The sequence below is a fragment of the Halomonas sp. ALS9 genome, assembly GCF_001651035.1.
Taxonomy (GTDB): domain Bacteria; phylum Pseudomonadota; class Gammaproteobacteria; order Pseudomonadales; family Halomonadaceae; genus Vreelandella.
Genome location: NZ_LXRG01000173.1, coordinates 210,440 through 235,517, shown reverse-complemented (window position 1 = coordinate 235,517; position 25,078 = coordinate 210,440). Strand labels below are relative to the sequence as shown.

18 protein-coding genes and 1 riboswitch are annotated in these 25,078 nt (G+C 55.5%); of the genes, 10 read left to right on the top strand and 8 right to left on the bottom strand.

Annotated features, from left to right (window positions below):
• Positions 1–50: 50 nt before the first annotated feature.
• Positions 51–1,097, bottom strand: coding sequence for an SPFH domain-containing protein (locus A6R74_RS12825; protein ID WP_064234854.1), 1,047 nt, complete (start codon positions 1,095–1,097; stop codon positions 51–53).
• Positions 1,098–1,099: 2 nt separating this feature from the next.
• Positions 1,100–1,594, bottom strand: a complete 495-nt coding sequence (locus tag A6R74_RS12820; protein ID WP_064234853.1) for an NfeD family protein — start codon at positions 1,592–1,594, stop codon at positions 1,100–1,102.
• Positions 1,595–1,714: 120 nt separating this feature from the next.
• Between A6R74_RS12820 and copM the strand changes: the two genes are divergently transcribed.
• Positions 1,715–2,149: a CopM family metallochaperone gene (gene copM, locus A6R74_RS12815; RefSeq protein WP_121499399.1), complete on the top strand. Its 435-nt coding sequence runs from the start codon at positions 1,715–1,717 to the stop codon at positions 2,147–2,149.
• Positions 2,150–2,238: 89 nt separating this feature from the next.
• Positions 2,239–2,955 carry a trimeric intracellular cation channel family protein gene (locus tag A6R74_RS12810; RefSeq protein WP_064234852.1) on the top strand — a complete coding sequence of 239 codons (717 nt, stop codon included), beginning with the start codon at positions 2,239–2,241 and terminating at the stop codon, positions 2,953–2,955.
• Here A6R74_RS12810 and A6R74_RS12805 read toward each other — a convergent pair.
• Entirely contained in the window at positions 2,952–5,942 is a 2,991-nt protein-coding gene (locus A6R74_RS12805; RefSeq protein WP_064234851.1) for a hypothetical protein, read from the bottom strand. The genes A6R74_RS12810 and A6R74_RS12805 overlap by 4 nt on opposite strands.
• 109 nt (positions 5,943–6,051) lie before the next feature.
• Between A6R74_RS12805 and A6R74_RS12800 the strand changes: the two genes are divergently transcribed.
• A complete protein-coding gene (locus tag A6R74_RS12800; protein WP_064234850.1) occupies positions 6,052–6,759 on the top strand; it encodes a DUF3581 family protein in 708 nt (235 codons plus the stop codon).
• Here the strand turns inward: A6R74_RS12800 and A6R74_RS12795 are convergent.
• From A6R74_RS12795 to A6R74_RS12785, 3 genes are all read right to left on the bottom strand, one after another.
• The gene (locus A6R74_RS12795; protein WP_064234849.1) at positions 6,756–7,649 is read right to left on the bottom strand and encodes a transglutaminase family protein; all 894 of its coding nucleotides are present in this window, start codon (positions 7,647–7,649) and stop codon (positions 6,756–6,758) included. The genes A6R74_RS12800 and A6R74_RS12795 overlap by 4 nt on opposite strands.
• Positions 7,646–10,072, bottom strand: coding sequence for a circularly permuted type 2 ATP-grasp protein (locus A6R74_RS12790; RefSeq protein WP_064234848.1), 2,427 nt, complete (start codon positions 10,070–10,072; stop codon positions 7,646–7,648). The genes A6R74_RS12795 and A6R74_RS12790 overlap by 4 nt, the downstream gene beginning before the upstream one ends.
• 82 nt (positions 10,073–10,154) lie before the next feature.
• Entirely contained in the window at positions 10,155–13,505 is a 3,351-nt protein-coding gene (locus A6R74_RS12785) for a transglutaminase family protein (protein WP_064234847.1), read from the bottom strand.
• A 364-nt stretch (positions 13,506–13,869) separates the two neighbouring features.
• On the opposite strand from A6R74_RS12785, the gene A6R74_RS12780 reads away from it, so the two are divergent.
• Together A6R74_RS12780 and A6R74_RS12775 are read left to right on the top strand one after the other, a co-directional pair.
• Entirely contained in the window at positions 13,870–15,351 is a 1,482-nt protein-coding gene (locus A6R74_RS12780) for a circularly permuted type 2 ATP-grasp protein (RefSeq protein ID WP_064234846.1), read from the top strand.
• A 4-nt stretch (positions 15,352–15,355) separates the two neighbouring features.
• Positions 15,356–16,366: an alpha-E domain-containing protein gene (locus A6R74_RS12775; RefSeq protein ID WP_064234845.1), complete on the top strand. Its 1,011-nt coding sequence runs from the start codon at positions 15,356–15,358 to the stop codon at positions 16,364–16,366.
• Between the two features lie 7 nt (positions 16,367–16,373).
• Here A6R74_RS12775 and A6R74_RS12770 read toward each other — a convergent pair whose 3' ends face one another.
• Positions 16,374–17,432, bottom strand: a complete 1,059-nt coding sequence (locus A6R74_RS12770; protein ID WP_064234844.1) for a zinc-binding metallopeptidase family protein — start codon at positions 17,430–17,432, stop codon at positions 16,374–16,376.
• 323 nt (positions 17,433–17,755) lie between these two features.
• Between A6R74_RS12770 and A6R74_RS12765 the strand changes: the two genes are divergently transcribed.
• Positions 17,756–19,255, top strand: a complete 1,500-nt coding sequence (locus tag A6R74_RS12765) for a CoA-acylating methylmalonate-semialdehyde dehydrogenase (RefSeq protein ID WP_064234843.1) — start codon at positions 17,756–17,758, stop codon at positions 19,253–19,255.
• Positions 19,256–19,333: 78 nt separating this feature from the next.
• Here A6R74_RS12765 and A6R74_RS12760 read toward each other — a convergent pair whose 3' ends face one another.
• The gene (locus A6R74_RS12760; protein WP_064234842.1) at positions 19,334–20,026 is read right to left on the bottom strand and encodes a hypothetical protein; all 693 of its coding nucleotides are present in this window, start codon (positions 20,024–20,026) and stop codon (positions 19,334–19,336) included.
• A gap of 179 nt (positions 20,027–20,205) precedes the next feature.
• Between A6R74_RS12760 and A6R74_RS12755 the strand changes: the two genes are divergently transcribed.
• From A6R74_RS12755 to corA, 4 genes are all read left to right on the top strand, one after another.
• Positions 20,206–20,787 (top strand): peroxidase-related enzyme, encoded by a 582-nt coding sequence (locus A6R74_RS12755; protein ID WP_064234841.1) that lies wholly within the window; start codon positions 20,206–20,208, stop codon positions 20,785–20,787.
• Between the two features lie 139 nt (positions 20,788–20,926).
• Positions 20,927–21,033, top strand: a riboswitch (TPP riboswitch).
• The gene (locus A6R74_RS12750) at positions 21,023–22,396 is read left to right on the top strand and encodes a sodium:solute symporter family transporter (protein WP_064234840.1); all 1,374 of its coding nucleotides are present in this window, start codon (positions 21,023–21,025) and stop codon (positions 22,394–22,396) included. (Overlaps the previous riboswitch by 11 nt.)
• 80 nt (positions 22,397–22,476) lie before the next feature.
• Positions 22,477–23,901, top strand: a complete 1,425-nt coding sequence (locus A6R74_RS12745; RefSeq protein ID WP_064234839.1) for a diguanylate cyclase domain-containing protein — start codon at positions 22,477–22,479, stop codon at positions 23,899–23,901.
• Positions 23,902–23,938: 37 nt separating this feature from the next.
• Positions 23,939–24,907: a magnesium/cobalt transporter CorA gene (gene corA / locus A6R74_RS12740; protein WP_064234838.1), complete on the top strand. Its 969-nt coding sequence runs from the start codon at positions 23,939–23,941 to the stop codon at positions 24,905–24,907.
• Positions 24,908–25,078 lie beyond the last annotated feature (171 nt).

Here is a 25,078-nt window from a genome sequence, read left to right as displayed (position 1 = left end):
CTCAGGTGGCTCGGCCTATTACTTTTTCAGTGTACGCATTGATAACGCGCTTAGTGGCCGCTGGCAGCACCGCCTACGATCCCGCTGCGAAAGTCGCTGTCGCTTCGGTTTTTAAGGTGGTTAGCCACGGTATCCTCAGGTGAGCCCGCCATTTCACGGAACATGCCCATCGAGCCGAGCAGAGCAGAGGACTCGTAAGGTACGAACACGCGCTCCCCATTTTTTGCCATATTGGGTAACACCTTGATATAGCTCTGACCAAGCAGGTAGCCCACAACGGTGCGCTTATTCTCTTCACTATCGCCAATGGCGCTAAGCACCAGCTTAATTGACTCTTGCTCGCCTTGAGCGCGCAGAATCGCTGACTCTTTATCACCTTGGGCATTAAGAATTGAAGACTCACGCTGCCCCTGGGCCATGGCAATCGCCGCTGATTTTTCACCCTCTGCTTCGGTGACGGTGGCCCGGCGCTTACGCTCGGCGGCCATTTGCAGGCGCATAGCGGTTTCCACCTCTTCCGGCATGGCGATATCTTGCACCTCGACCCGAGAGATTTTGACCCCCCATTTGGAAGCAGGCTCTTCCATCGCGGCCTGGATCTCGTTATTCACTTCTGCCCGAGACTCAAACAGCTTATCCAGCTCCATTTTGCCGACCACCGAGCGCAAGGTGGTTTTTGCAAGAACTTCCACCGCTTGGCTCATATTCTCCACTTCATACACTGCCCGCTTGGGGTCGATGATTTGGTAGTAGAGCGCGCCGTTGATGCGCACAGTGACGTTGTCGGTGGTGACCACCGGCTGGCCGGGAAAGTCCATCACCGTTTCGCGGCGGTCGATACGGGTTTCGTCTGTGGTGATAGCGGTGTAGTCCTCACCCATTTTGCGATAACGCAGCATGGTGATTGCACGGGGTTGTTCAATGAAGGGGATGATGATGTTAATACCGCTTTCTAACACACGGTGGAACGAACCAAGCCGCTCAACCACCATCACTTCGGATTGGCGAATAATGATCAGGCCTTTAGAGATGATCACTACCGCGATCACAACAATAATAAGGCTTATTAATAAACCGGGACTAATCGGTAAATCCATTGTTAGGGCTCCTTGCGTTGGGAATTGTCATCTTGAGAGTCGACATCTGCGGGCTGATGTAGCGTGACCAGCGCAGTAGTGCCCTCAAAACGTCTAAAGACGACCGGGGTACCGTTGGGTAACGTGGTTTCACCGCTTTCAAGTACACGTAAACGGTAGAAATCGCCGTTCACTTTAATGCCTGTGGCATCATCAAAATCGCGGCGTAGAGTAATGTAGTGATTGCCTTTCTCCACGCCCGTGCCCGTTGTGCCATAAGCCACTCCACGCGGGGAAAAGTGCGGACGGATCACCATGATGGATAACGGCAACAATATGCCGGTAAAAATGGCCATGCTGAGCAGTTGCCAGGGAAGCGTTAATCCCAATGCCGTCACCGCTGCTGTGAGCGCAGCGGCAATACCCAGTGCAAGCAGCACCATCGCGCCAGAAGTCAGCTCTGCCAAACTCAGCAACAAGGCGAGTACTAGCCAGCTATAAGCCGGATTCCAGTCCATGTGCTCTCCAATGCAATATGTCGATGATCCTCTTAGGGTAACCCACTTAAGCAGTCTTGACCTGTGGGCTGCCTGTAGGTTTTAAACTTTAATGACCAATATTGCCGATAGGAACGTGCCATGCCCTTGTACGATATTAAAAGCCAAATGCCTACTTTCCGACCACTTCTCGCATTGAACATGGTGGTAGGTTTGTGTGTGGTAGCCGGAGTGCTGGTAGCGACGCCTGTCATTGCCCAGGAAAATGACCACCATGGCAGCCATGGCGAGCACTCAGCCGCTGCTGAGTCGCACGTTGATAACCCTGCCGTAGCTGCCTACCAAGCCGCCAGTGATCGTATGCATGAAGATATGGCAATGGCGTTTACTGGAAACCCAGATGTGGATTTCGCACAAGGCATGATTCCTCATCACGAGGGTGCGATTGCCATGGCTGAAGTAGTCCTTGAGTACGGTGAAGACGAGCAGATTCGCCAGTTAGCAGAAGAGATTATTGCCGCCCAGGAAAGCGAAATCGCATTCTTGAAAGGGTGGCTGAAGCGTCAAGACCACTAAGTGAGGCGTGGCCATCAGGTTGTGCCAATAATGACTAAGAGAGTGCTATCCTGCCTGCCTGCATAGATGCGAGCATAAAGGAGAAGGGCGTGTCGGGCGTTGTTTACTGGCTGGATATGGCGGGGGTCATCGTGTTCGCGCTATCGGGGGTGATTTTGGCGTGCCGGTCACGTATGGATCCGATAGGCATGCTGGTGTTGGCGGCGGTCACCGGCATTGGTGGGGGCACACTGCGGGATTTAGTGCTGGGCGTCAGGCCGGTGTTTTGGGTGACGGACCCGACTTACCTATGGGTGATCTTAGCTACCGTCGGCGTGTCGTTGATGGGGTTTCACTATATCCATCGCCTTTCGCGGGGCTTTTTGCCCATCGCCGATGCGTTTGGGTTGGCGCTGTTTACGGTGATTGGTACGCATAAAGCCCTGCTGCTGGGGAGCTCGGGCACGGTGGCCGTGTTAATGGGCATGATGACCGGGGTGGCTGGCGGCATGATCCGTGATGTGTTGGCCCAGCGAGTGCCCATGGTGCTGCGCGAAGAGGTGTACGCCACGGCTGCAATGGCCGGAGGCGTCGTTTACGTGGTGCTGCATGCGCTGGAGGCGCCACTTACTATAGCGATTGCCGCCTCACTAAGCGTCACTCTTGGGCTGCGTTTGGCGGCGATCCATTGGCACTTGGCGTTGCCGGTGTTTGCCTGGGTCACGGTGCCACCGAAAACCCATGATGAGACGGCAGCCCCACTCTCCACGCCGCAAAAAGCCAAAGAACGGGTCAAAATGATTCGCCGCGAGCGTAAACGCCGTTAGGGCCTGGGTACCTGATTGGCTACCCGCCAGCGATCAAACCAGCGGCGCGGTTGGATGACACGCAAGGTTGGCTCGCTGTCGTTAAGTACCACCCCCAATCCAAGCACGCCAAGGCGGGCATAGAGTGCCCCGTTGGCACTGCGATCGGCTAATGTGACATCCGAAAGGAGCAACAGCGGGCCGCCGGTGAGTGTTAAGTCACTCAGACGAATTTGCTCGCCGCTGATCGCTAGTTGTGCCGTGCCCTCGATATGGTGAACATTCAACAGTCGCCCGAGCCAGTCGCTATCTCTTGCCCGGGCGAGAAACAGCCGGGCGAGTAAGCCGGTATCGCGCATCTCAAGGCGCAGCTGGCTGGCGAGTCGAATAGGGTCTTCCCAGGCCAGCTGCGCATCCAGCATGGAGAGCGTTACCCACCAGCCAGCGTCTGAAGCGCCATTTTCACTCTGGCGATTGACGTTTTCCAGGCGTAAAAATGAGTCGTTGGCGGTAAATCGACGTGTTTCCAGATTACCGTCGGTTAGCTGTAGATAGAGTTGTAAGTCGCCTCGAAGCCGCTGATCCAGCAACGCTAGCTCTGCGCCAAAGGCGCGCAGGGTGATTTCGCCCTGGGCGTTTAAACCCTCCAGCAACCACTCGCTTTCCAGGCTGGCTTGCCCATCCAGCAAGGTAATCCCCGCACCTTCTGGCAGGTAGCGGTTGTAGCGGGTGAAGTCGGGCACTTCGGTAATCGGCAGCGCAATGCGGGTAGTGAAATGCTCGGGCAGGGGGGATTCGAGCACATCGCTAAAGCGCTCGGTTTGGGTGGTAAGGGCAAAATGGCGACCTTCCAAATGAGGGCTGTCATCGTCTTGGCGTCTTAGCGCAAAGCGGGGGATGCCAAGCGAGAGTTGGGCCTGCTCGGGGCTATCCAGTTGGGCGGTAAGTTCACCACGCCCGGTGGCGAGATAGTCTAAAAACGAGACCTCAAGTTGGTCAGCGTTGACGCGCAGCCGAGTGGGTGCCAACAAGCGGTTATCACGAAAGGCGCCTTGGACGAAAAGCTGGCCTTCTCCAGCGATAGTTAAGCCGTGGGCATCCGGTAAAAAAGCATTTAAAAAACTGAGTCGTTGCACGCTGCCTTCAAGCGCAAACTGCCCGCTGGGAACGCTGTCGCGGCGTTGAAAGCGGCCATCGGTTAACACTAATACGCTCTCTAGGCGCTCACTCGGTTGGTCGACATCACCCACTTGCCAGCTCAGCCGGGTGCCACTGATATTCAGTGTTGAGCCATCTATTGCCGCCTGTTTAATGGGCAGTAAAAGCTGCATATCGCTGGTTAAGGTGCCGCTTTCGTCGCCGTGCTGCCAGCGAGTATTCAGCGCTTCTCCGGCTAAGCTAACCTCGCCGCTGAGCTGTTCTGAAGCAATGTTGAGCTGGCCGTGACTGACGGCTTGGCCGCTAAGCAATTGCAACGGCGCAGGGTCTGGCAGCAGGGTGTTCAAGTAAGTTTGTAGCACGCTGATATCAGGCAGGCGCGCGGCTTGCCAACTGAGTGCCACGGATGCGTCTTCACGCGCACGTTGCGCATCAATGGGGCTCGTGATGACGGTACTGATATCGGCATCGTCAAGCAGCAGGCGGGCTTGGTGATGCAGCGTGGCCTGGCTAAAACTTAGCGTTGCCTCAATCATTTCTTGGGGGGTTAGCTGGGCGTCCAGTGAGCCACTGCCCTGGGCAGTAAAACCTAGCGTGTCAGCCGCTAGCTCTGGCGCTTGAACCCTTAGCTGGGCAACAAAAGGTCGCGACTCGCGAATGCTCGCGTTGGCCTCGATTTGACCATGGCCGGAAAGGCGCACGCCCTGTCCGTCAAAGCTCGTTTCCAGGTAGCGGTTAAGCATATCCAAACGGGTAATATCGCCCTGGAGTGAAAGTGTCGCTGCTGAGGGAAGATCGAGTTGATCCAGGCGCTGATTGGCAGTTTGGCTGGCCAGGCGTAGCTCAGCGTGCTGTGCATAGGTGTGTGATTCGAGTTGCGAATCGAGGTGTGAGTCGGCTAGCTCTTCTTCCGCTAATACGACATCAATCAGCTGCGTCGAAAAATGCAGTTGATCGTTCTCAACCGCCAGGCGAACTTGGCCTTCGCCGGTAGCCGTATGGTGTGGTGACGGGTTATCCGCCACTATCCAGCGCGGCGAGTCACTCGGTGCACGTAAACGCTGCTCATCCACCGCTAAGCGCAACTCAGGCGCGTCCAGCATAAGTTCGCTACCAGGTTGTAACTTGCCAGCGGTTAGCGCCAGTTCCCCCGTCAGTGCCCCGCGGCCCTCCAGGGTTAGCCAGGGTAGGGCGTCTAGGTAGGGCATAAAGACATCCCAGGCATCAGCCTGGGCATCCAACTGAAGCTGTGCCGAGAGCGCTGCCAGTAGATTGGGGTTCAACTCGCCGTTCTCGGCGTTGACAGGGTTTATCGTTTTGAGTGTGGCATCTGCGTTAAGATTGATAGCGCGTACTAAGGTGGCTTGGTCACTGAGGCGAACTAAGCGACCATGAGTGATGTCGAGGGAAATGTTAGGGATAGCTAAGGTATCGCGACTCAGGGTGGTCTCCGCTACTTGTAGCTGGCCCTCCGCTTCGAGGGCGATGTCGCCAACGGTCAGGCGGCGTATACCCTCAGCATCCAGTGCATTGATATGCAGCTCGCCGCGCAACAGGGCCAGTAGCGACAGCGAAAGGGTGGCGCGTTCGGCTTCAATCGAAATGGGCAGCGTTTCATCTTCACGGGCTAGATAAAGCCCCTCGACTTCCCAGCGGCCCGGATGTCGGCTGGCGCCTTTTTCCCAGCGGATATCGACACCTTCGAATTGCGAAATGCGTGCCGGAAGCCACTGGCTATTAAGCAGCCAATAGCTGCCCACCACCCAGATAAGGATGAGAAACAGTAGGCCAATCAATACCCTCAGCAGTAGGCGGGGTAGGCGATTTTTAGCAGTGTTCGCGTCTGACATAGTGGCTTCCCTAGCAGATAACTCCTGTTGGGGCGTGTTTTATGGCATTATGCGCGGCGTTGGGCAGTGACGGGTTTTCGATTTCAACGCTAGGCAGGCAACAAACGCCATGTTCAAGGATTTTTACGCGCAGCGCGGAGACTATGTAGTGATCTCTGCAGAGCAGGCCAGCCGCTTCGCCAAAGGCGTGGCGGGTGACTACAACCCTATTCATAACCCGGATGCACGGCGCTTTTGTGTGCCCGGTGATCTACTGTTTGTGCTGATACTCACAAAGTTTGGGTTGTCGCGGCAAATGGAATTTCGTTTCACCAACATGGTGGGCGCTGACACACCGCTAAAGTTTAGCGAAGCAGACGACGGTGCTCTTCACGTTTGCGATGAGAGCGGAAAATGTTACTTGCAGGTGGTGCGTAGTGGTGACATTACCCATGATCCCGCGGTAGTGGAAGCCTTTGCGCGTTGCTATGTGGCGTTTTCAGGCAAGAATTTTCCACACTATCTCAAACCGCTAATGGAGCAGCATGGGGTCATGTTTAACCCTAAACGCCCCCTGGTGATCTACGATAGCATGGGATTTTCGCTTAAGCGTTTAGATGGCTTTTCGCCGGGACTAATGCTGAATCACTCTTCGTTAGAGGTTCATGGGAAACGCGCCGATGCGCTGCTGGAATTCTCGATTGAATCCGCCGGGGAAGCGGTGGGTGTCGGTTCCAAGAAGCTTGTGGTGAGTGGCCTGTGTGATTACGACGCCGATGAAATGGCCGCCATAGTAGAAGAGTTTTACCGCTTAAAGGCTGCCTACGAGTCGGCCTAGCGTCCAGTCGAGGCCATCGGCGGCATCATAGCCTGTGGCATTACATCGACTTCAACTTCCAAACGATGTTCGCCACCGCCATTCATAACGCCTTTGAGCGGGGCGACATCGGCATAATCACGCCCCCAGGCCAACACCGGATGCTGCTCGCCAGCCACGGTGCCGTTGGTGGGGTCGAGAGCAAGCCAGCCCCAATCGGGAATCCAGGTTGCCAGCCACGCATGGGAAGCATCTGCGCCGATAAGGCGTGGCTGCCCTGGTGGTGGCTGGGTTTCTAGGTAGCCGCTGACATAACGGGCGGCGAGACCCACTGAGCGCAAGGCGCCAATCGCCAGATGGGCGAAGTCTTGGCACACGCCGCGGCGGCTGGCGAGCACTTCGCTTAGCGGTGTCGCCAGTGTGGTAAAGCTGGGGTCGTACTCAAAGGTTTGGTGAATCAGTTGATTAAGCGCCAGTGCCGCTTCAACGATCGGTCTGCCTGGGGTAAAGCAGCTGCGGGCAAAGCTGGCTAGCTCATCGTTACGGCGGATAAACGGTGAGTCGAGGCGGTAAAGCTGAATATCAAAGCTGTTGTTCTGGCTAAGCTGCTGAGCAACCTGTTCCCACGTAGTTGAAGTGGTTGGTAGCGCCGCTAAGGGTTGTGTGCTCAGTGGCGTTACTACCGTGACATCCAGCGTTTGATGGACATCCTCCATCGCGAAATAGAGTACTCGATTGCCAAATACGTCGCGGCGCTCCATTTGCACCTGGGGCGCGGGGCTGATCTGAAGCTCCGATGCGCCACACTGCTGGTGCGGGGTTTTACGCGGTAGCACCCGCGCTTCGCTATGGCACAGGGTCACTGGGGCGCTGTAGTGGTAGCGTGTGGTATGGCGCAATGTGTAGTTCATGCATCGAGCTCCATACTGACTAACTGGCGCGGCCGCTCCACGTGGCTGAAATGGCTCTGGCTAATGGCTTCACATAGCGCGCTTAAGGGCTCAATCAAGGCATCCAGCAGTTGTGCTAAGGCATCCTGCGCTTCAGGCGTCTCGGCCAAGTGGCTCAAGCGATCAATATCGGCTAGGTGCAGCGCCGCATTGGCTTGAATCAGCAGCCGCCGCTCAGCGTTACGGTAGGGCGATGTGCTGCCCGGAAGGCGATCCATCTGGCGCTCAATGCGTTTGAGCATATAGCCCACCGAGCGGGGATTGGTTTCGTCGAACAACAGTAGATCGAGAATCGCCGCTGGATGAAGCTCGCTGCGGTAGCGCCGCCGGTAGGCGGTAAAGTTGTCGGTGGTGGCAAGCACCACTTCCCATAGCGCTAAGCCCGGCGTATGGGGCGCATTGAGGGTGAGCTTGAGCAGTGAAAGCAAGCCCAGCACACGATCTAAAAAGCGGCCGATATCCATAAACCGCCAGCCGTAGTGATGCGGCATGGTTTCGTTGCATAGCCCAAAGAAGGCGGCTAGCTGTGCCGACAGTCCTTCGCAGGCGCGCCTTGCAGCGCTAGCCCCTAAACTGGGGTTAAAGGTGGCTATGCGCTGGCGCAACTGGTGGACTACCCGCCAGGAGTCGTCGCCTAAATGGTCGCGCACGCTGCGCGCATTGCGCATTAGCTGGGCAAACAGCGGCTGCAGTGCTTGGGGATCCACATCATCAAATTGGGCCAGCAGTGCGGCGCGTTTGAGTTCGAAGCCAATCAGCGGCGCCTGAAGCCGCTGTTCGTCCTCTTCGTTTAGCGTGGTGATATCCAGCGCTAGCAGCAGTTCATCGAGTAGCTGGTCGGCGATTTCATCCTGGTCGTACTCCATCAGCCTCATCAGCGCTTCACGCAGCAGGCGCGCGCGCGTGTCTAAGCGCTCACCGTAGCGACCTAGCCAAAATAGGCTTTCGGCTACCCGGCTGGGTAGGTCAGTGCCGTCACGGGTCGCCACCACCGGGCCGCGGGCCTGGCGTAACTGGCTAACATGGGGCTGGGGTGCAGCGGCGGTGACCCACACATCCTTAACGATAGTGCTGCTTAATGACGGCGAGCCAGGTTCACCCACCCAGGCTAAACCGCCGGGCATCACTTGGTACTCACTTGCTTCGCTGCTTTTGCCTTTGGCGTTGTTTTGGATGGCGCTGGCTGGCGTGCGGGTCACAAAGCAGCGCAGGTTGAGGGTGGTGGGCTCTAGGCGCTGTAGGTAGCTATCAAAAATTGGTGCAGTGGCGGATTCCGTCGAGGCATCGGCGTTGGGCAACAGCAGGGTTTCGCCCAGCAGATGTTCGCACAGCATCGGTAAGTAATCGGCTAATACAGGAGCTTCCAAAATGCCCACCCCCAAGGCGTTGGATAGCGCCACGCCGCCTGCGCGCATGGCCTGCAGCAGCCCGGGTACGCCAAGCTGCGAATCACCACGCAGTTCCAGCGGGTCGCAGTAAGCATCGTCGCAGTGGCGCAGCACCACATCCACTGGCTGCAAACCGCCTAGCGTACGCAGCCATACCTGGGTATCGCGTACGACTAAGTCCTGGCCTTCTACCAGCGCGATATTGAGATAGTTGGCAAGGTAAGCGTGCTCAAAGTAGCGTGGGCTTCCCGGTCCCGGCGTTAATAAGATAAGCGTGGGGTTGTCGCGATGCTGATAGGCCATGGCGATCAGCGTGCGGTGGTGCAGGTCAAGAAACCCCGCCAGCCGCTTCAACGGCGCATTGCGATACATATCCGGCAGCGCGCGGGCCATCAGTATGCGGTTTTCAAGCGCAAAACCTGTACCTGATGGCGCCTGTAGGCGATCTGCCATCACCCGCCACTGGCCTTTTGTATCCACAATGACATCTACACCGTGGAAGTTGATCGCAGCGCGGTCATTGGGTAGTGACTGGTGGCAAGGCAACAGTAAGTGCGGGGATGCAAGCAACGCTTGGCTGGGTAAGAGACCCGCCTCAAAGAGCGTTTTGGGCCCATAAATATCAGCATAAAGGGCGCTCAACAGACGACTGCGCTGGATTAGCCCCACTTCTAATGTCTGCCACTGTGCTTGATCAATTACCCAGGGCAGAGGATCAAGCCGCCACGAACGCCCCTGGGTGTCATCGTGCATATTAAAAATCACGCCGTTTTCAGCCAGCAGGCGCTGTATTTCTTCATGCTGCTGCAAGCGACCCGTAGGGCCCATACCTTCTAGGGAGCCGAGTAAGCTCTGCCAACCGGGGCGCAACTGCCCCTGACCATCGAGCATGGCGTCAAAGGTGCCGGGCTGTCCCTTGCCTAGCTGATGTAAGTAATCCTCGACGAGCCCGTTAGCCACGGGCGCGAGGAGGGAGGGAGAGACAGGGGCCGTCATTATCCTTGTAATCCTGAGAGGTAAGGGGCGGATTATCCTGTACTGGGCGCTAAGAGAAAAGCGTTAGCTTTGTTAAAAAACATTAACTGGGCGTCCAACGCAGGTCGAGGGTTTGTGGCAGTTCCAGGCTAGGCGTTTCCAGCTTGGGCACCTGATGTCCGTGGCGATGGCCGCTGTCACTAAAACGCCCCAGTCGGCGCGCTTCGGCTTCAAACGCATTGACCGGGAAGGTGTCGAAGTTACGCCCTGTGGGGTGCACCACGTAATAGGTACAGCCCGCCACTGAGCGCTGATTCCAGGTATCGATGACATCAAATACCAACGGTGCGTGAATGGGAATTTGCGGATGCAGCGCAGACGGTGGCTGCCAAGCGCGATAGCGCACCCCGGCCACCGCTTCGCCGTTTCTGCCGGTGGCAGAAAGCGGTACCCGACGACCGTTGCAGGTCACCACGTAGCGGTCGCCGCTCATGCCGCTGACTTTGACTTCCAGGCGTTCCACTGAGGAATCCACATAGCGGGCGGTGCCGCCTGCGGAGGCTTCTTCACCAAGCACGTGCCAGGGCTCGATAGCCTGGCGCAGCTCAATATCCAGCATCGGGGTGTGCAAGCGCCCGTGTAGCGGGAAGCGGAACTCCAGGAAGGGGGCGAACCACTGCAGGTCAAAGTCGAAGCCGTGGTGGCGCAAGTCACTTAACACATCGTCAAGGTCATTCCACAGGTAGTGAGGCAGCATCCAGCGATCCTGTAACGCGCTACCCCAACGCACCGGTTTGGCCCGGTAGGGGGTTTTCCAGCAGCGCGCGACAAGGGCGCGGATCAGCAGCATCTGCATTAACCCCATGCGGGCGTGGGGCGGCATCTCAAAGCCGCGTAGTTCCAGTAATCCTAGCCGGCCGCTGTCGCTATCCGGCGAGTAGAGCTTGTCGATACAGAACTCGGCGCGGTGGGTATTGCCGGTCAAGTCGGTTAGCAGGTGACGCAGTAAGCGATCCACCAGCCAGGGTTGTACGACCTCACCTTCGGGCATTTGCTGCAGGGCAATTTCCAGCTCATAGAGCGCTTCATGGCGTGCTTCATCCACTCGTGGCGCTTGGCTGGTAGGGCCAATAAACAGGCCCGAAAACAGGTAAGAAAGGCTGGGGTGGTGCTGCCAATAAGTGACCAGACTGGCTAGCAAGTCTGGTCGGCGTAAAAACGGCGAATCCTCAGGGGTAATGCCGCCAAGGGTGACATGGTTACCACCGCCGGTACCGGTATGGCGCCCATCCAGCATGAATTTCTCAGTGCCCAGGCGGGTTTCACGTGCCTCGGCATACAGCCGTTCAGTTTGCGCGACCAGGGTTTGCCAACTGGCAGCGGGCATAATGTTCACTTCGATCACGCCCGGGTCGGGGGTGATCATAAAGTTTTCCAGGCGCGGATCCCTAGGCGGCGAATAGCCCTCTACCATCACCGGGCAGGCGAGCTCCTTGGCGCACTCTTCAACGGTGCTCAGCAGGTCGAGGTAGTGCTCTAAGCTGGTCAGCGGCGGCAGGAAAATATGCAGGCGGCCTTCCCGTGGCTCCACACATAGGCTGGTGTGAATAACGCCACTCTCAGTGTCGATTTCCGCCCGGGGCTGCTGCTGAACCGCTTCGCCCTCAGGATGAGAAGGGCTTGGGTGGCTGGTTCTACCCAAGCGTTCGGCCTCGCTGAGGTGGGGCTGTTCGGCGTTGCGGCGAGCAACTTCACCGTGAATATCGCCTAATTCTGGACGGGGCGCGAATAGCGACTCCGGTTGGGGCTGCTCTTCTGGGTCAGCCCAAGGCAGCGCCGAAAGCGGTAAACGCAGGCCCATGGGCGAGTCGCCGGGCACCAGGAACAGGTGTTCACGCTTGAGCGGCCAGCGACCGCTTTCCCAGCGGTGGGCCTGGCTAATCGAGTGGCGCAACGGTAGGGCATAACCAACCACTTCGCCTAAGCCTTGTTCTAATAAGCGCGCTAACCGGTGGCGTTCGGCGTCATCTTTGAGATTGGCTTCACGTGGGTCAACGTTGACCGGTAGTGACTGCTCTTTCCATAGATAGTAGTAGGTGTCCTCGAACGCCGGAATCCAGTAGCGCTCGGCTACGCCCAGGCGTTCGCTAAGCGCTTTAGTAAAGCGCTGAGCCATTGCATCATCTGCATTGATCTCTGGTGAGCCTTCTAGGCAGGCTAGCCATTGCGGGTCGCGCCATAGGGGTACGCCATCTTTACGCCAGTAACAGGCTAGCGCCCAGCGGGGCAGCGGTTCGCCGGGGTACCACTTGCCTTGCTGTTGCTGGATAGCGCTGCCGGGGGCGTAAGCGGCCTGCAGCCGGGTTAGCAGTGCCTCAGCGCGTTCGCGCTTGTGTTCGCCCAGGGCTTCGGTATTCCACTGCGGGCTCTCCACATCGTCGATCGAGACAAAGGTGGGTTCGCCGCCCATGGTCAGGCGTACGTCCTGGTGGAGCAGCTCGGCATCTACTTCGTCACCCAATGCGCAGATACGCTGCCACTGCTCATCGCTATAGGGCTTGGTGACCCGCGGGTCTTCGTGGATGCGTTCCACTTCCATGGTGACATCGAAAGTGACTTCACACTTATCCGAAAACCCGGTAATCGCCGCCGCACTACCAGTCGTCGGGGTGGCGGCGAGGGGGATGTGGCCTTCGCCAGCGAACAGCCCTGAAGTGGGATCGAGCCCCACCCAGCCCGCGCCGGGCAGGAAGACTTCGGTCCAGGCGTGTAGGTCGGTGAAATCCACTTCGCTGCCGCTGGGGCCATCCAGCGCTTTGACGTCGGACTTGAGCTGAATGAGGTAGCCTGACACAAAGCGTGCGGCAAGGCCCAAATGGCGGAAAATTTGTACCAGCAGCCAAGCGCTGTCGCGGCAGGATCCGCTGGCGAACGTTAAGGTTTCTTCGCAGCTCTGAACACCGGGCTCCATGCGTACCAGATAACCAATATCCTCCTGCAGGCGTTGATTAAGCGCTACCAGGAAATCGACGGTGGTGGTGGGTTCGCGGGGAACGGCCTTGAGCCACTCCATCAACCGTGGCCCTGACTCGGTTATTTCCAGATAGGGGCTTAGTTCCTGGCGCAGTGCTTCGGGGTAGGCAAAGGGAATCGTTTGCGCAATGTCGTCCAAGAAGAAATCGAACGGGTTGATCACCGTCATTGGCGCGATGAGCTCGACGGCAATGGTTAACTCTTTACGCGGTTCGGGGAACACCACACGGGCATTGAAGTTGCCAAACGGATCCTGTTGCCAGTTTAAAAAGTGGTCGTCGCCGGAGAGCTTGAGCGAGTAGGCCTCAATATGGGTGCGGCAGTGGGGCGCGGGACGCAGCCGAATAACATGGGGCGAAAGACGCACCGGGCGGTCAAAGTGGTAGGTCGTACGATGATACAAGGCAACGCGAATGGTCATGGGCCACCCTCAAAAGAACCGTTATCAACCGGTGGGTCGGTTGGGTTAAAGAATAACCGAACGTTTCGCAAGTATCGTTCCACTTTTACTTTTTTGCAGCCGCTATCTTAACTAAGGCGTTTAACTAAAGTGGAAATCACTTAATGCACCAAAATAGCACTGCTTTACTGCACCGATGTGGGGCAGAAAGTCGCTTTAATTGGCTCGTGCTCCCTGTCAAGAAGCGTTTAAGTAAGCGAACGTTGAAATATCGCAAAAGATGGTACGTATTTTGCTCTCAATTGTTTGATTGTTTTGCGCGCGGCAGGCCTACACTGTGCATTGAGGAAGTTGCCGCTTCCACCCCAGCGCCAGGAGAGCGCCCATGAGCCAAGTGAATTGGAATAACTATGCGTGTCGTGATTACTACGATGAGCTGATGGCCGCACCCGGTCAGCCTCGCGATTCAGCGGGTGAATTGTGCAACATGTTGGCAAGGTTTAGCGCAGAAGAGTTAGCCGAGCGGAAAACCGCGGCGGAAATCGCCATTCGTACCATGGGGATTACCTTCACTGTCTACTCTGAAGGCGCGATGATTGACCGCGCTTGGCCCTTTGATATTGTGCCGCGGATTATTCCCGCCAGCGAGTGGCGTAAAACCGAGGCAGGCCTCAAACAGCGCGTGCAGGCGCTAAACCTATTTATTGATGATCTCTACCACGACCAAAAAGTTATTAAGGACAAAGTATTGCCCGCCGAGGTGCTAGCGCAGTCGGTTAATTTCCGCCCCCAGTGCGTCGGTATTAATCCCCCTCACGGGGTGTGGGCCCATGTATGCGGTTCAGATCTAGTGCGCGATGGGGATGGCACGCTGTATGTGTTGGAGGATAACTTACGCATTCCTTCCGGCGTCTCCTACATGTTGGAAAACCGTAATGTCACCAAGCGGGTACTGCCGGAGCTGTTTGCCACTGGCAAAATCCTCCCCGTTGATGACTATGTGGCCAATCTCTACGACATGCTCGCCGCAATGTCACCCCGCCCTGGAGATGATCCTCAGGTGGTGGTGCTGACCCCTGGAATCTATAACTCCGCTTACTTTGAGCATGCCTACCTTGCCCAGCAAATGGGCGTTGAGCTGGTGCAAGGCAGCGACTTGCTAGTGGATGACAATGATGTGGTGTACATGCGCACCGTAGAAGGCCTGCGCCGAGTCGACGTTATCTATCGTCGCGTGGATGACGAGTTTCTCGACCCGGAAGCGTTTAACCCTGACTCCATGCTGGGGGTGGCGGGCCTGATGCGCGCTTGGCGTGCTGGCAAAGTAGCGCTGGCCAATGCACCCGGTGCTGGCGTGGCAGATGACAAGGTTGTTTATGCGTTCGTGCCTGCGCTGATCCGCTACTATCTTGACCAGGAGCCGCTGCTGCCGAACGTGCCCAGTTACCTGTGCATGTTCGAAGATGATCGCCGCTATGTGCTTGATCATCTCGATGAGCTGGTGGTGAAGCCAGCCAATGAGTCGGGGGGCTACGGCATGCTGATTGGCCCGCGCTCAACCAAAGAGACCCGCGAAGAGTTTGCCCGCTTGATTAAGGCGAACCCGCGCAACTACATGGCGCAGCCCACCCTGGCGCTGTCGACCACACCGACGTTGGCGAATGGTATACCTCAGCCGCGCCATGTGGATTTACGCCCTTTCATACTCTCTGGGCCTGAAATCCACGTCACCACGGGTGGCCTCACCCGCGTGGCATTGATAGAGGGGTCGTTGGTGGTGAACTCCTCTCAAGGTGGTGGCAGTAAAGATACCTGGATTGTAGAAACCGACGATAAGGCGGCAGTGGCCGCGGTGAAAGGAGCCTAACGCCATGCTGTCACGCGTTGCAGAGAACCTCTACTGGATGGCGCGCTATATTGAACGTGCGGAAGATACCGCACGTTTACTGAGCGTCAATAGTCACCTTATGCTCGATTTGCCGGCGCGCCTGCCGCTGGGTTGGGCGCCGCTTATCGAAATGACCGGCAGCCTGGAAGCTTTCACCGCACGCCATGAAGACTTTGATGAGCGCAACGTGGTGCATTTTTTATGCGCTGATCCCGACAATGATATTTCGATTATTTCCGCGCTTGCCAGTGCCCGTGAGAACCTGAGAACCACCCGAGATGTGGTGCCCCGGGAAATTTGGGAAGAGGTTAACCAGCTCTATCTGAGTGTCGCCGACCATGCTGAAAATGGCGTTAGTCCGCGTCGTCGTGATAGTTTTCTTAAAAGCGTTATTCGTGGTTGCCAGGCGTTGACGGGCCTCATTGAAGGGACGTTAAGCCATGGCCCTGCGCGAACGTTTATTGAGTTGGGTCGTCAGTTGGAGCGGGCCGATATGACCACCCGCATTGTTGATGTGCGCTCTGCCAGCTTATTGCCACAAAACCCTGAAGAGTTGCTGCCGTTTGAGAACCTGCAATGGATGAGCGTGCTCAAGTCGCTCACCGCTTACCAAATGTACCGTCAGCAAGTACGCTTGCGCGTGCGCGGGCCGGATGTGCTGCGTTTTTTGCTGCAAGATCCCAACCTGCCACGCTCGATTGCCTGCAGCCTTGAAACCCTGGGCCATGAGCTAACACTGCTACCAAGACAGGATCGCCCGGCGGCGACCGTTTCACTGGTGCGCGCCGATGTAGTGGATGCCGATATCCAAGCGTTAGCCCATTCACCCAGTAAGCTGCACCTGTTTATCGATGAACTGCAGATCGGCTTTGCCGCCATCCACGATACGCTTAGCGCGACCTACTTTGTGAATGACGACAGCGTGCCCCGTGTCACCCAAACCCAGAGTCAGAGCCAAAGTCAGAGCCACGCGGGGGATAACGACAACGACTAAGTGTTAATTACTGATGCTCTAATGGGCTGGCGGCCTGAATGATGTGGTGCAGGTACGCCAGTTTCTCGCGCACCGGCGGGGCAAGTACCCCAGGCGCTAAATCGAGCAGGCCCATATCTCGGTTGAGCTCATTTACTGCCATGCCTACCTGATGAAAAGCAATCAGCATGCTCTCTAGGCTGCCGTCGTACTCAACGTGTGTGATGCCCATGTGCAGCGCCGTATCCAGCACGGCGACCATGTCCAAGTAATAGGCAAATGTTTCGGCGAAATCTTCCCAGGGGTGCATGGTGGCGTAGGCTGAGATAAAGCGGTTGGGCCAGTCGCCGGGGGCACCCTGCTGGTAGTAACGCTCTAACGCTTCGGCATAGCTTGGCCGATGGTGGTTGCCAAATACAGCGCGACACGCCTCTTCATCGCGATCCTTAACCAAAACATCCCAGTAATAGTGACCGATCTCGTGGCGGAAGTGGCCAATCAAGGTGCGGTGCGACTCGTTCATATCGACCCGCAAACGCTCGCGCTCAACGTCGTCAGCCTCTTTGACATTAATGGTGATATGTCCTGATGCATGGCCGGTATACACTTTCTTCTGGTTCGCAGTGGAGCGCCATAACCCTTGGTCGGGCAGGGCATCCGCCATAAACGAGAAACTTAATGGCACCGCAATAGCATCCTCTTGGGTGCCGTGGGGCAGTTTGAGTAGATCGAGGGTGTGAAACAGGCGCCTTTTGGCAGCTTCAAGCGCTGCCCACCGCTCGCGGTTTCCATCGATGGTTAAGTCGGGAATCATGGCGTTATATCGGCAGCAGTCGCATAGCGCGTCAGCTTGGCCGTTTTCCATCACCACCATGCGATTGCAGACGTTCTCAACAGCGTAGTTGTGACACTTCATCAGCGCCGTATCACAACCTGGATAGGTGCAGTGATAGCCGCCGTAAGCCAGGGGCTCAATGGCAACGATATTGCTGCAAGCCGGGCACCAGCCGACCTCTGACTGGCAGCCAAGGCAGTGGGTGTTTTCGTAGAACAGCGGATTGCCACAGCGGCAGCTAAAAGTCTGCATAGATAATTCCCTGTGTTAAAACACGTGCGTTCGCCGTGTGCGATCCGCGAAACTGCGGCACACTGAGTAGCCGAAGCATAGCCAGCCTGACGACACAATGGAAAGGCTAATTGACGTCCCGCTGTAGATTTTGTTTACTCATACGATACTTGATTGACGTTTACGTCAACTTGCTGCTATACCCTGTGTTCTTACTTTAACGCGATAGACTTTTTACAAACCGATTTCTTACAACCATCACGACCATAACCACCATTGTCATTACAATCAGAGCCATAACAACCAGAGCCATAACAACCACAATCATAAACAGGAGCAACGCTATGTCCGTTCGCGAAATCCCCATGTATATCGATGGTCAGCCCGTGCAGTCGCAAAGCCAGGAGTGGCGCGATGTGGTTAACCCCGCCACGCAAGAGGTAGTCGCCCGGGTACCGTTCTGTACCGCTGATGAAGTAGAACGCGCTATCAGCAGCTCTAAAGAAGCGTTTAAGGAGTGGCGTAAAGTCCCGCTGGGAAAACGCATGCGCATCATGCTCAAGCTGCAGGCGCTGATTCGCGACAATACCGCTGAACTGGCGGCACTGATTACCGAGGAGCATGGTAAAACCCTGCCCGATGCGGAAGGCGAAGTGGGCCGTGGCTTGGAAGTGGTGGAACACGCCTGCTCGATTACTTCGCTGCAGTTGGGTGAATTAGCTGAAAACGCTGCCAACGAGGTAGACGTTTACACCATGCACCAACCGCTAGGGGTGGGGGCGGGAATTACCGCCTTTAACTTCCCGATTATGCTGCCCTGTTTTATGTTCCCGCTGGCGATTGCCACCGGTAATACCTTTGTTCTCAAACCATCGGAGCAAGACCCTAGCTCTACCATGCGTTTAGTGGAATTAGCTCATGAAGCCGGTGTCCCTGCGGGCGTGCTCAATGTGGTGCACGGTGGCCCGGATGTGGCCAACCAAATTGCTGACCATCAGGATATCAAAGCGCTCTCGTTCATCGGCTCTACCCATGTGGGGTCGCTGCTGTATAACCGTGCGGCGGCGGCAGGCAAGCGGATGCAAGCGATGATGGGGGCCAAGAACCACTGCGTGGTGATGCCCGATGCTAACCGTAGCCAAGCGATTAACAACCTGCTGGGCTCAGCCTTTGGCGCGGCGGGCCAACGCTGCATGGCAAACTCGGTAGTGGTGCTGGTGGGGGAGGCGCGTGAGTGGCTGAGTGATATCGTCGATGCGGCGCGAGCAATGAAAGTCGGTCCTGGCACTCAGCTTGATGCGGATTTGGGCCCACTGGTGTCACCCGCTGCCCGTGATCGTGTCCTGCGTTTAATCGATGCGGGGGAGAAAGAGGGCGCCAAACTGATGGTCGATGGGCGCAATGTTCAGGTGGAGGGTTATCCAAACGGCAACTTTGTGGGGCCGACCCTGTTTGCTGACGTAACGGCGGATATGACCATTTACCGAGAGGAGATTTTTGGTCCTGTTCTGTGTGTGGTGAGTGTTGAAACACTTGATGAGGCGATTGCCTTTATTAATGCCAACCCTAACGGCAACGGCACCTCTATCTTTACCAACTCCGGTTGGGTCGCGCGCCGTTTTGAAACCGATATCGACGTGGGTCAAATTGGTATTAACGTGCCGATTCCAGTGCCGGTTGCTTACTTCAGCTTCACTGGTTCAAGGGCTTCAAAGCTAGGCGATTTAGGCCCTAATGGTAAGCAAGCGATTGCTTTCTGGACACAAACAAAAACCGTGACAGCGCGTTGGTTTGAACCAGAAAATGTTTCCAGTGGTATTAACAGCACGATTTCACTGGGCTAAGGAGCGTTTGCTGGGTTAACGAACATTGGCCCTGCAGAAAACAGGGCCAATTGACGGGCGTGTAACGGCTGTCCTGGCTTAGAAATTATCGAATAAAGGCAGGCTTTCTTCGAGTAATTGTTCGATGGGGCCGAGCTGGCTTTCATGTAACACTAAAAGTGATTCTTCATGCATAAACTGAGCCGCTGTTGGAACGAGTAGCGCAAATTCACCCTCTTCAAGATGAAATTCATGTATTTCGCGCATGCCTAATGGCGTCATGCACTGGGAGCAGCGGTAGTTGTCATCTTCACCGTAAATGAGACGGTGGTACATTTTGAACAGCGTGTAGAGGGCTAAACCGCCTTCAAACGCTGGCCATCGTGCTGGGGTATCGCGAATGTCGTTAGTGAGTTCTTGGCCCTCTGCTTTGGCATCTGCAATCGCATCGGCGAGTGGGGCGGCAAGAATGGCGGTCTTGTCGGCAGGCAGCGGTGTGTTCTGCTTCGAGGCTCGTTCAAAATCCTGTACTGCGCGCTTAAAGTCCACCACACCACTGAGAGAGTAGTCGACATGCTGTAGGTCTTCGGGCTCAAAGCCACCGTTTTCCCAGCCATGGATAACGCGGAGTGTCATTTGACCGCGTGTCATTGGGCGGGCCAGCAACATATGCAACATGATACGAATATGCAACTGACGCTCATCGGTATCATTTTCAAACGCTCGATAGGGGTCAGCAAACAGCTCGTTTAGGCGACCGGGGGTATGTTCCTTGGCTTCGTTTTGGTTCATGACAGTGTCCCTTTGAACGAACTGTTTATTAAGAGAGTAGTGCGCGGTTTTTATCACAGATCGATACATCAGTATGGCGAGCAGGTGTGCTGATTAAAAGCGTCTTAATTTAGTTTTTTGTTACTCATCAGCTAACCCTTTTTTACCAGATGTTTAAATTTAACAATAAAGAGGTGAGTATGTCTGCATCATTAAGTAGTTTTAACGTGCCTGAAACATTGGATGATCTGCCGGAAGATATTCGTAGTACCATTTTGGCCGTTCAGGAGAAAGCGGGGTTTGTGCCCAATGTCTTTCTGATGCTGGCCCATCGCCCCGCTGAGTTTCGTGCTTTTTTTGCCTATCACGATGCGTTAATGGAACGCGAATCGGACACGCTCACTAAAGCTGAAAAAGAGATGATTGTGGTCGCTACCAGCGCGCGTAACCGCTGCTTGTATTGTGTGGTCGCTCACGGTGCTCTGGTGCGCATTTACAGTAAAGATCCGCTGCTCGCCGACCAAGTGGCGATCAACCATCGCGTGGCGCCGATTAGTGAGCGCCACAGAGTAATGCTCGATTTTGCTATGCACTGCGCTATTGATGTCGGCGAAATGACCGACGAGTGGCTCACCCGCTTGCTTGACGTTGGTTTTAGCCAAGAGGATTGCTGGGATATAGGCGCCATCTCGGCGTTTTTTGGCCTGTCGAATCGCTTGGTCACGCTGGCGGGCACACCGCCCAATGAAGAGTTTTACCTGATGGGGCGAGTGCCTCGCTAAGATGCTTCCACCACGCCTTAACTTTACTAAGCTGTGATTATGATTGAGAATAGTTCTTGAGATAGTTCTTGAGATGACGCTTAGAAAAGTACTGAAACAAACGTACTTAGAAAAAGCGTTTAGAAAAAACACCTACATTCACTGTCGCCAGGGGAGCCCTGCTTTAACGGGCTGAGATGCGTGCTGCGCAGACCCTGGAACCTGATCCGGTTCGTACCGGCGGAGGAAGCGCGACATGCTTGACCTGACGTCAGCCGTGCTTGGCGCGGCGCTGTGCTGCTTTGCTTATTTAGGCCTACGGGCTCGCTGGGTGGACGGCCCACTTGATGACTATGTCACCGCCCGCAACTCGCAAACAGCTTCTACCCTGGGGCTCTCCTTCCTTGCTTCCGGTATGGGCGCATGGATTCTCTTTGCGCCCCCCGAAATAGGCGCCTTTGTCGGCCCACTCGCCCTTGCAGGCTATGCGCTTGGCTCTGCGCTGCCGTTTATCGTCTTAGGGCTGTATGGGCCGAAGATTCGCCGTGCGTTGCCAGAGGGGCGCAGTATCGCCGAGTTTGCAGAGGCGTGCTATGGCCCTGGTGTACGGCGCTGGGTAACGCTGGTCTCCATCGCCTATATGGCTTGCTTTCTAGCCGCTGAGCTCACCGCTATAGGGGCTATCACCGCGCTGCTTTCCGATGTGCCGCCCGCGCTGGTGATTATTGGGGTGGCGCTTACCACGCTGATTTATACCGCGGCGGGCGGGCTGCGTGCCAGCCTTGCCACCGACCGTTGGCAGGCGTGGTTGCTGCTGATATTGCTGTGTGTGGTGGGTGGCATGGCCCTATGGCGGTTGCCCTCCATACCCAGTGAGGCTGCGCTCCCGTCTATTCCTGTATCGAGTGCGCTAAGCGTAGCGTTAACGCTAGTGATCGCGGTCACCGCCGCGAACCTTTTCCACCAAGGCTATTGGCAGCGAGTATGGGCCGCTCAAGATAATCAAAGCTTGGGACGCGGCGCCTGGTTAGGTGGCGCGATGACAGTCCTGGTAGTGATGGTGATTGGCGGTCTTGGCGTGTTGGCAGCAATGAGTGGTGTGCCGCTCGGCGAGCCGCCAATACCGTTCTTTGCCCTGTTGAGCGACGCTCCCGTTTGGCTGACGTTACCTGCCTTGGTGCTGGCGGTGACCTTGGTGGCCTCCAGCGTTGATACACTTCAAAACGGGATTGCTTCACTAGTGGTAGCGCGCAGCGAGCAGCAGGGCGTTTCACTGGTGGCTGCCCGCTGGGTGACGGTAATCGTGATGATCCCAGTGGTAATGATTGCCCTGCAGGGCCTGTCGGTGCTGCGGCTTTTTTTGATTGCTGACTTGCTGTGTGCCGCTATTGTGGTGCCTGTACTGCTTGGCTTATGGCAACGCATGACGCCGATTGCGGCCATTGCGGGGGGCATCGCGGGACTGCTGGGGGCTATTCTCCCGGGTTGGTTGAGCCAAGGTAGCCTGGTAGCTGGGGTCATGGCGGCAAGTTTTCCGGGCAGTATTCCCACCTTGGGGCCATTCCTCGGGGCGTTAATCGCCTCAACGCTCACGAGCTTACTACTCGCGGGTTTAATTAAGAAAAAGTGAGTATAAAGTGAGTATTAAGCAGTAAAGGGCTGATCGCGTTATGCTGGTAGAATAACAGCTACCCCATGGGTGATATGACCATGAGCTATCCCATAGCACCTGACGAAGATGCGCGGTTAGCCGCCCTTTACGAGCTTGAACTGCTAGACAGCCCCGATGAACCTGCTTTTGATCGTGTCACCAGACTGGTGACCAAGCTGCTAAACGTACCTATCTCAACGGTCACCTTAATTGATGCTAAACGCCAATGGCTAAAATCACGTGTCGGCGTTGATACTCGCGAGACTTCTCGTGATGTGGCTTTCTGTGCTTATACAATTATGGGCACAGAGCCACTGATCATAAATGATGCTAGCCAAGACCCACGTTTTGCACACAATCCGTTTGTCACGGCTGTCGACGGTATCCGCTTTTATGCGGGTATTCCGCTTAGTACGACCAAAGGCCTAATGCTAGGCTCACTCTGCGCGATTGATACGAAACCGCGCGCCATTAGTGAGAGTGAGCTAGCGGCCCTGCAAGATTTGGCGGCGATTGTCACTGATGAAATTCATTTGCGTGAGCGGCTAGTATTAGAAAAGAAAAATGCCCAGCTATCCCAGCAAGCACTGAATGAATTACACCACAGTATGGAGTGCCAAATCGAGCGGCGTACTAACGAGCTTAAGCTCGTTATCGAGTCTGCCTATGACGCTTATATCAGTATCGATGCCAAAGACGTGATTTTGGACTGGAACCGAGCGGCCGAAGCTATGTTCGGTTGGCCGCGAAAAAAAGCACTGGCAAGGACGATAACGCAGCTGATTTTCCCCGCCGGATTGCCCTCCAGCAATAACCGTGCTGCCATCATATCTATGGCACGGCGCCAGGATGGCACTGAACTACCTGTTGAGGTTCGGATTAAGGCACTCATGATTGATGGGCGCGAGCGGCGAAGTCTTTTTATTCACGATATTACCGAACGTCAGCAGCTTGAGCGACTTCGCGATCAGCAAGCCCGTGAAGATGTATTAACCAAGTTGCCTAACCGGCGAGCCCTAGATGAACGTTTGCCTGAAGCAATGGCTCGCACACGGCGCAGCCAACAACCGTTAGCTGTTCTGTTTATGGATTTGGATGGTTTTAAGGCGATTAACGACGCCTATGGGCATGCCAAGGGCGACGATCTGCTGCGTGTGATCGCTAAAAAATTAGTCAGCACGATACGTGAAACCGACTATATAGCCCGCTGGGCCGGAGATGAGTTTGTTGTACTACTGGAGGGCAGTGAACCCACGGCAATCGAGCAGTTGGCTAATAAACTAGTCAAGGTGGTGGAAGAGCCGATGATCGCTGGAACGGCGGCGTTAAACGTCAGTGTGAGTATTGGTGTAGCGCTATATCTACCGGCCAGCGCCGAGACAGCCAACGAGCTGCTTAAGCGTGCTGATGTGGCTATGTATGAAGCCAAACGCTCTGGAAAAGCCCAGGTCAGCATTGCCCAGCCGGCTGATAACTCTGGTTAAGGCCGGCAAATAATCAAGGACGACAATTAGGACGATCATGATACGAACTATTCTGACCACGCCTGAAGGCGAGACCCGCGAGGGCGATGAACGCTTAATGGCAGTGTGGCAATCCACGCCAGGTAGCCATATCTGGATCGATATGCAAGGTGAAACCCAAGAGAGTGAACGCGCTATTTTAGAGGCCTTCGAGTTTCATCCGATGGCGATTCAAGATGCCCACAAAGAGCGCCATCCACCAAAAATTGAAGAGTTTGACAATCACACGCTAATTATTTATCGCGGTATCTCCTCCTTCGATGCCGAACTGAACTACCTGCCTCAGCAGGTTTGCTTTTTTGTGGGTGAGCGTTTTTTGGTCACCCTCCACCCCGGCCAGGCGCTCTCTATTGAGAACCTTTTCAATGAGCAGGGTAAAGCGCTACTGGCCCACTCGCCTGAGCATGTCGCGCTGCGGGTAATGTATATTTCAGCAGGCTTTTACATTGACAGTTTGCTCGAATTTGAAACGGCGTTAAGCGATCTTGAAGACGAACTGCTGGAAAATGGTAATGATGTGGTAATGCGCAAGATCATTACTTACCGTTCCCGGTTGGTTAAAATGCGCCGCATCTTTAGCTACCACCAGGGGATAACCCAGGAACTCACTGCCTACGACTATGATCACTTACCGCGGGAAGAGAGTGAAACCCTGCACGCGATCAACGATGTAGCGGATCGTTTCGAGCGACTCTACACCTTGACCCAAATGTACTACGACATTTGCGGTGACTTGGTCGATGGCTATATCTCTATTTCTTCCCACCAGTTAAATATCACCATGCGGGTGCTCACGGTCATTACTGCGATCTTTGTGCCTCTTACGTTTATCGCCGGCATTTATGGCATGAACTTCGAAAATATGCCCGAACTGCGCTATCAGTACGGCTACTTTTTTGTATGGGGCGCAATGCTGGGTATCGCGGGTGTCATGGTTTGGTTGTTTAAGCGCAAGCACTGGTTTTAAGGACTGGTTTTAAGGACTGGTTTTAAAGACTGGTTTTAGCCTTGCTATAGAACGACTTATCAGGAAACGAAAAGTTGACGTATACGTAGGTGGTCAGCGGTTGAGTGTGGCATCCTCTGCAGCGACCAAAACTATAAGGCATAAAGCCTAGACTAGCGTTTTAACTGGGAG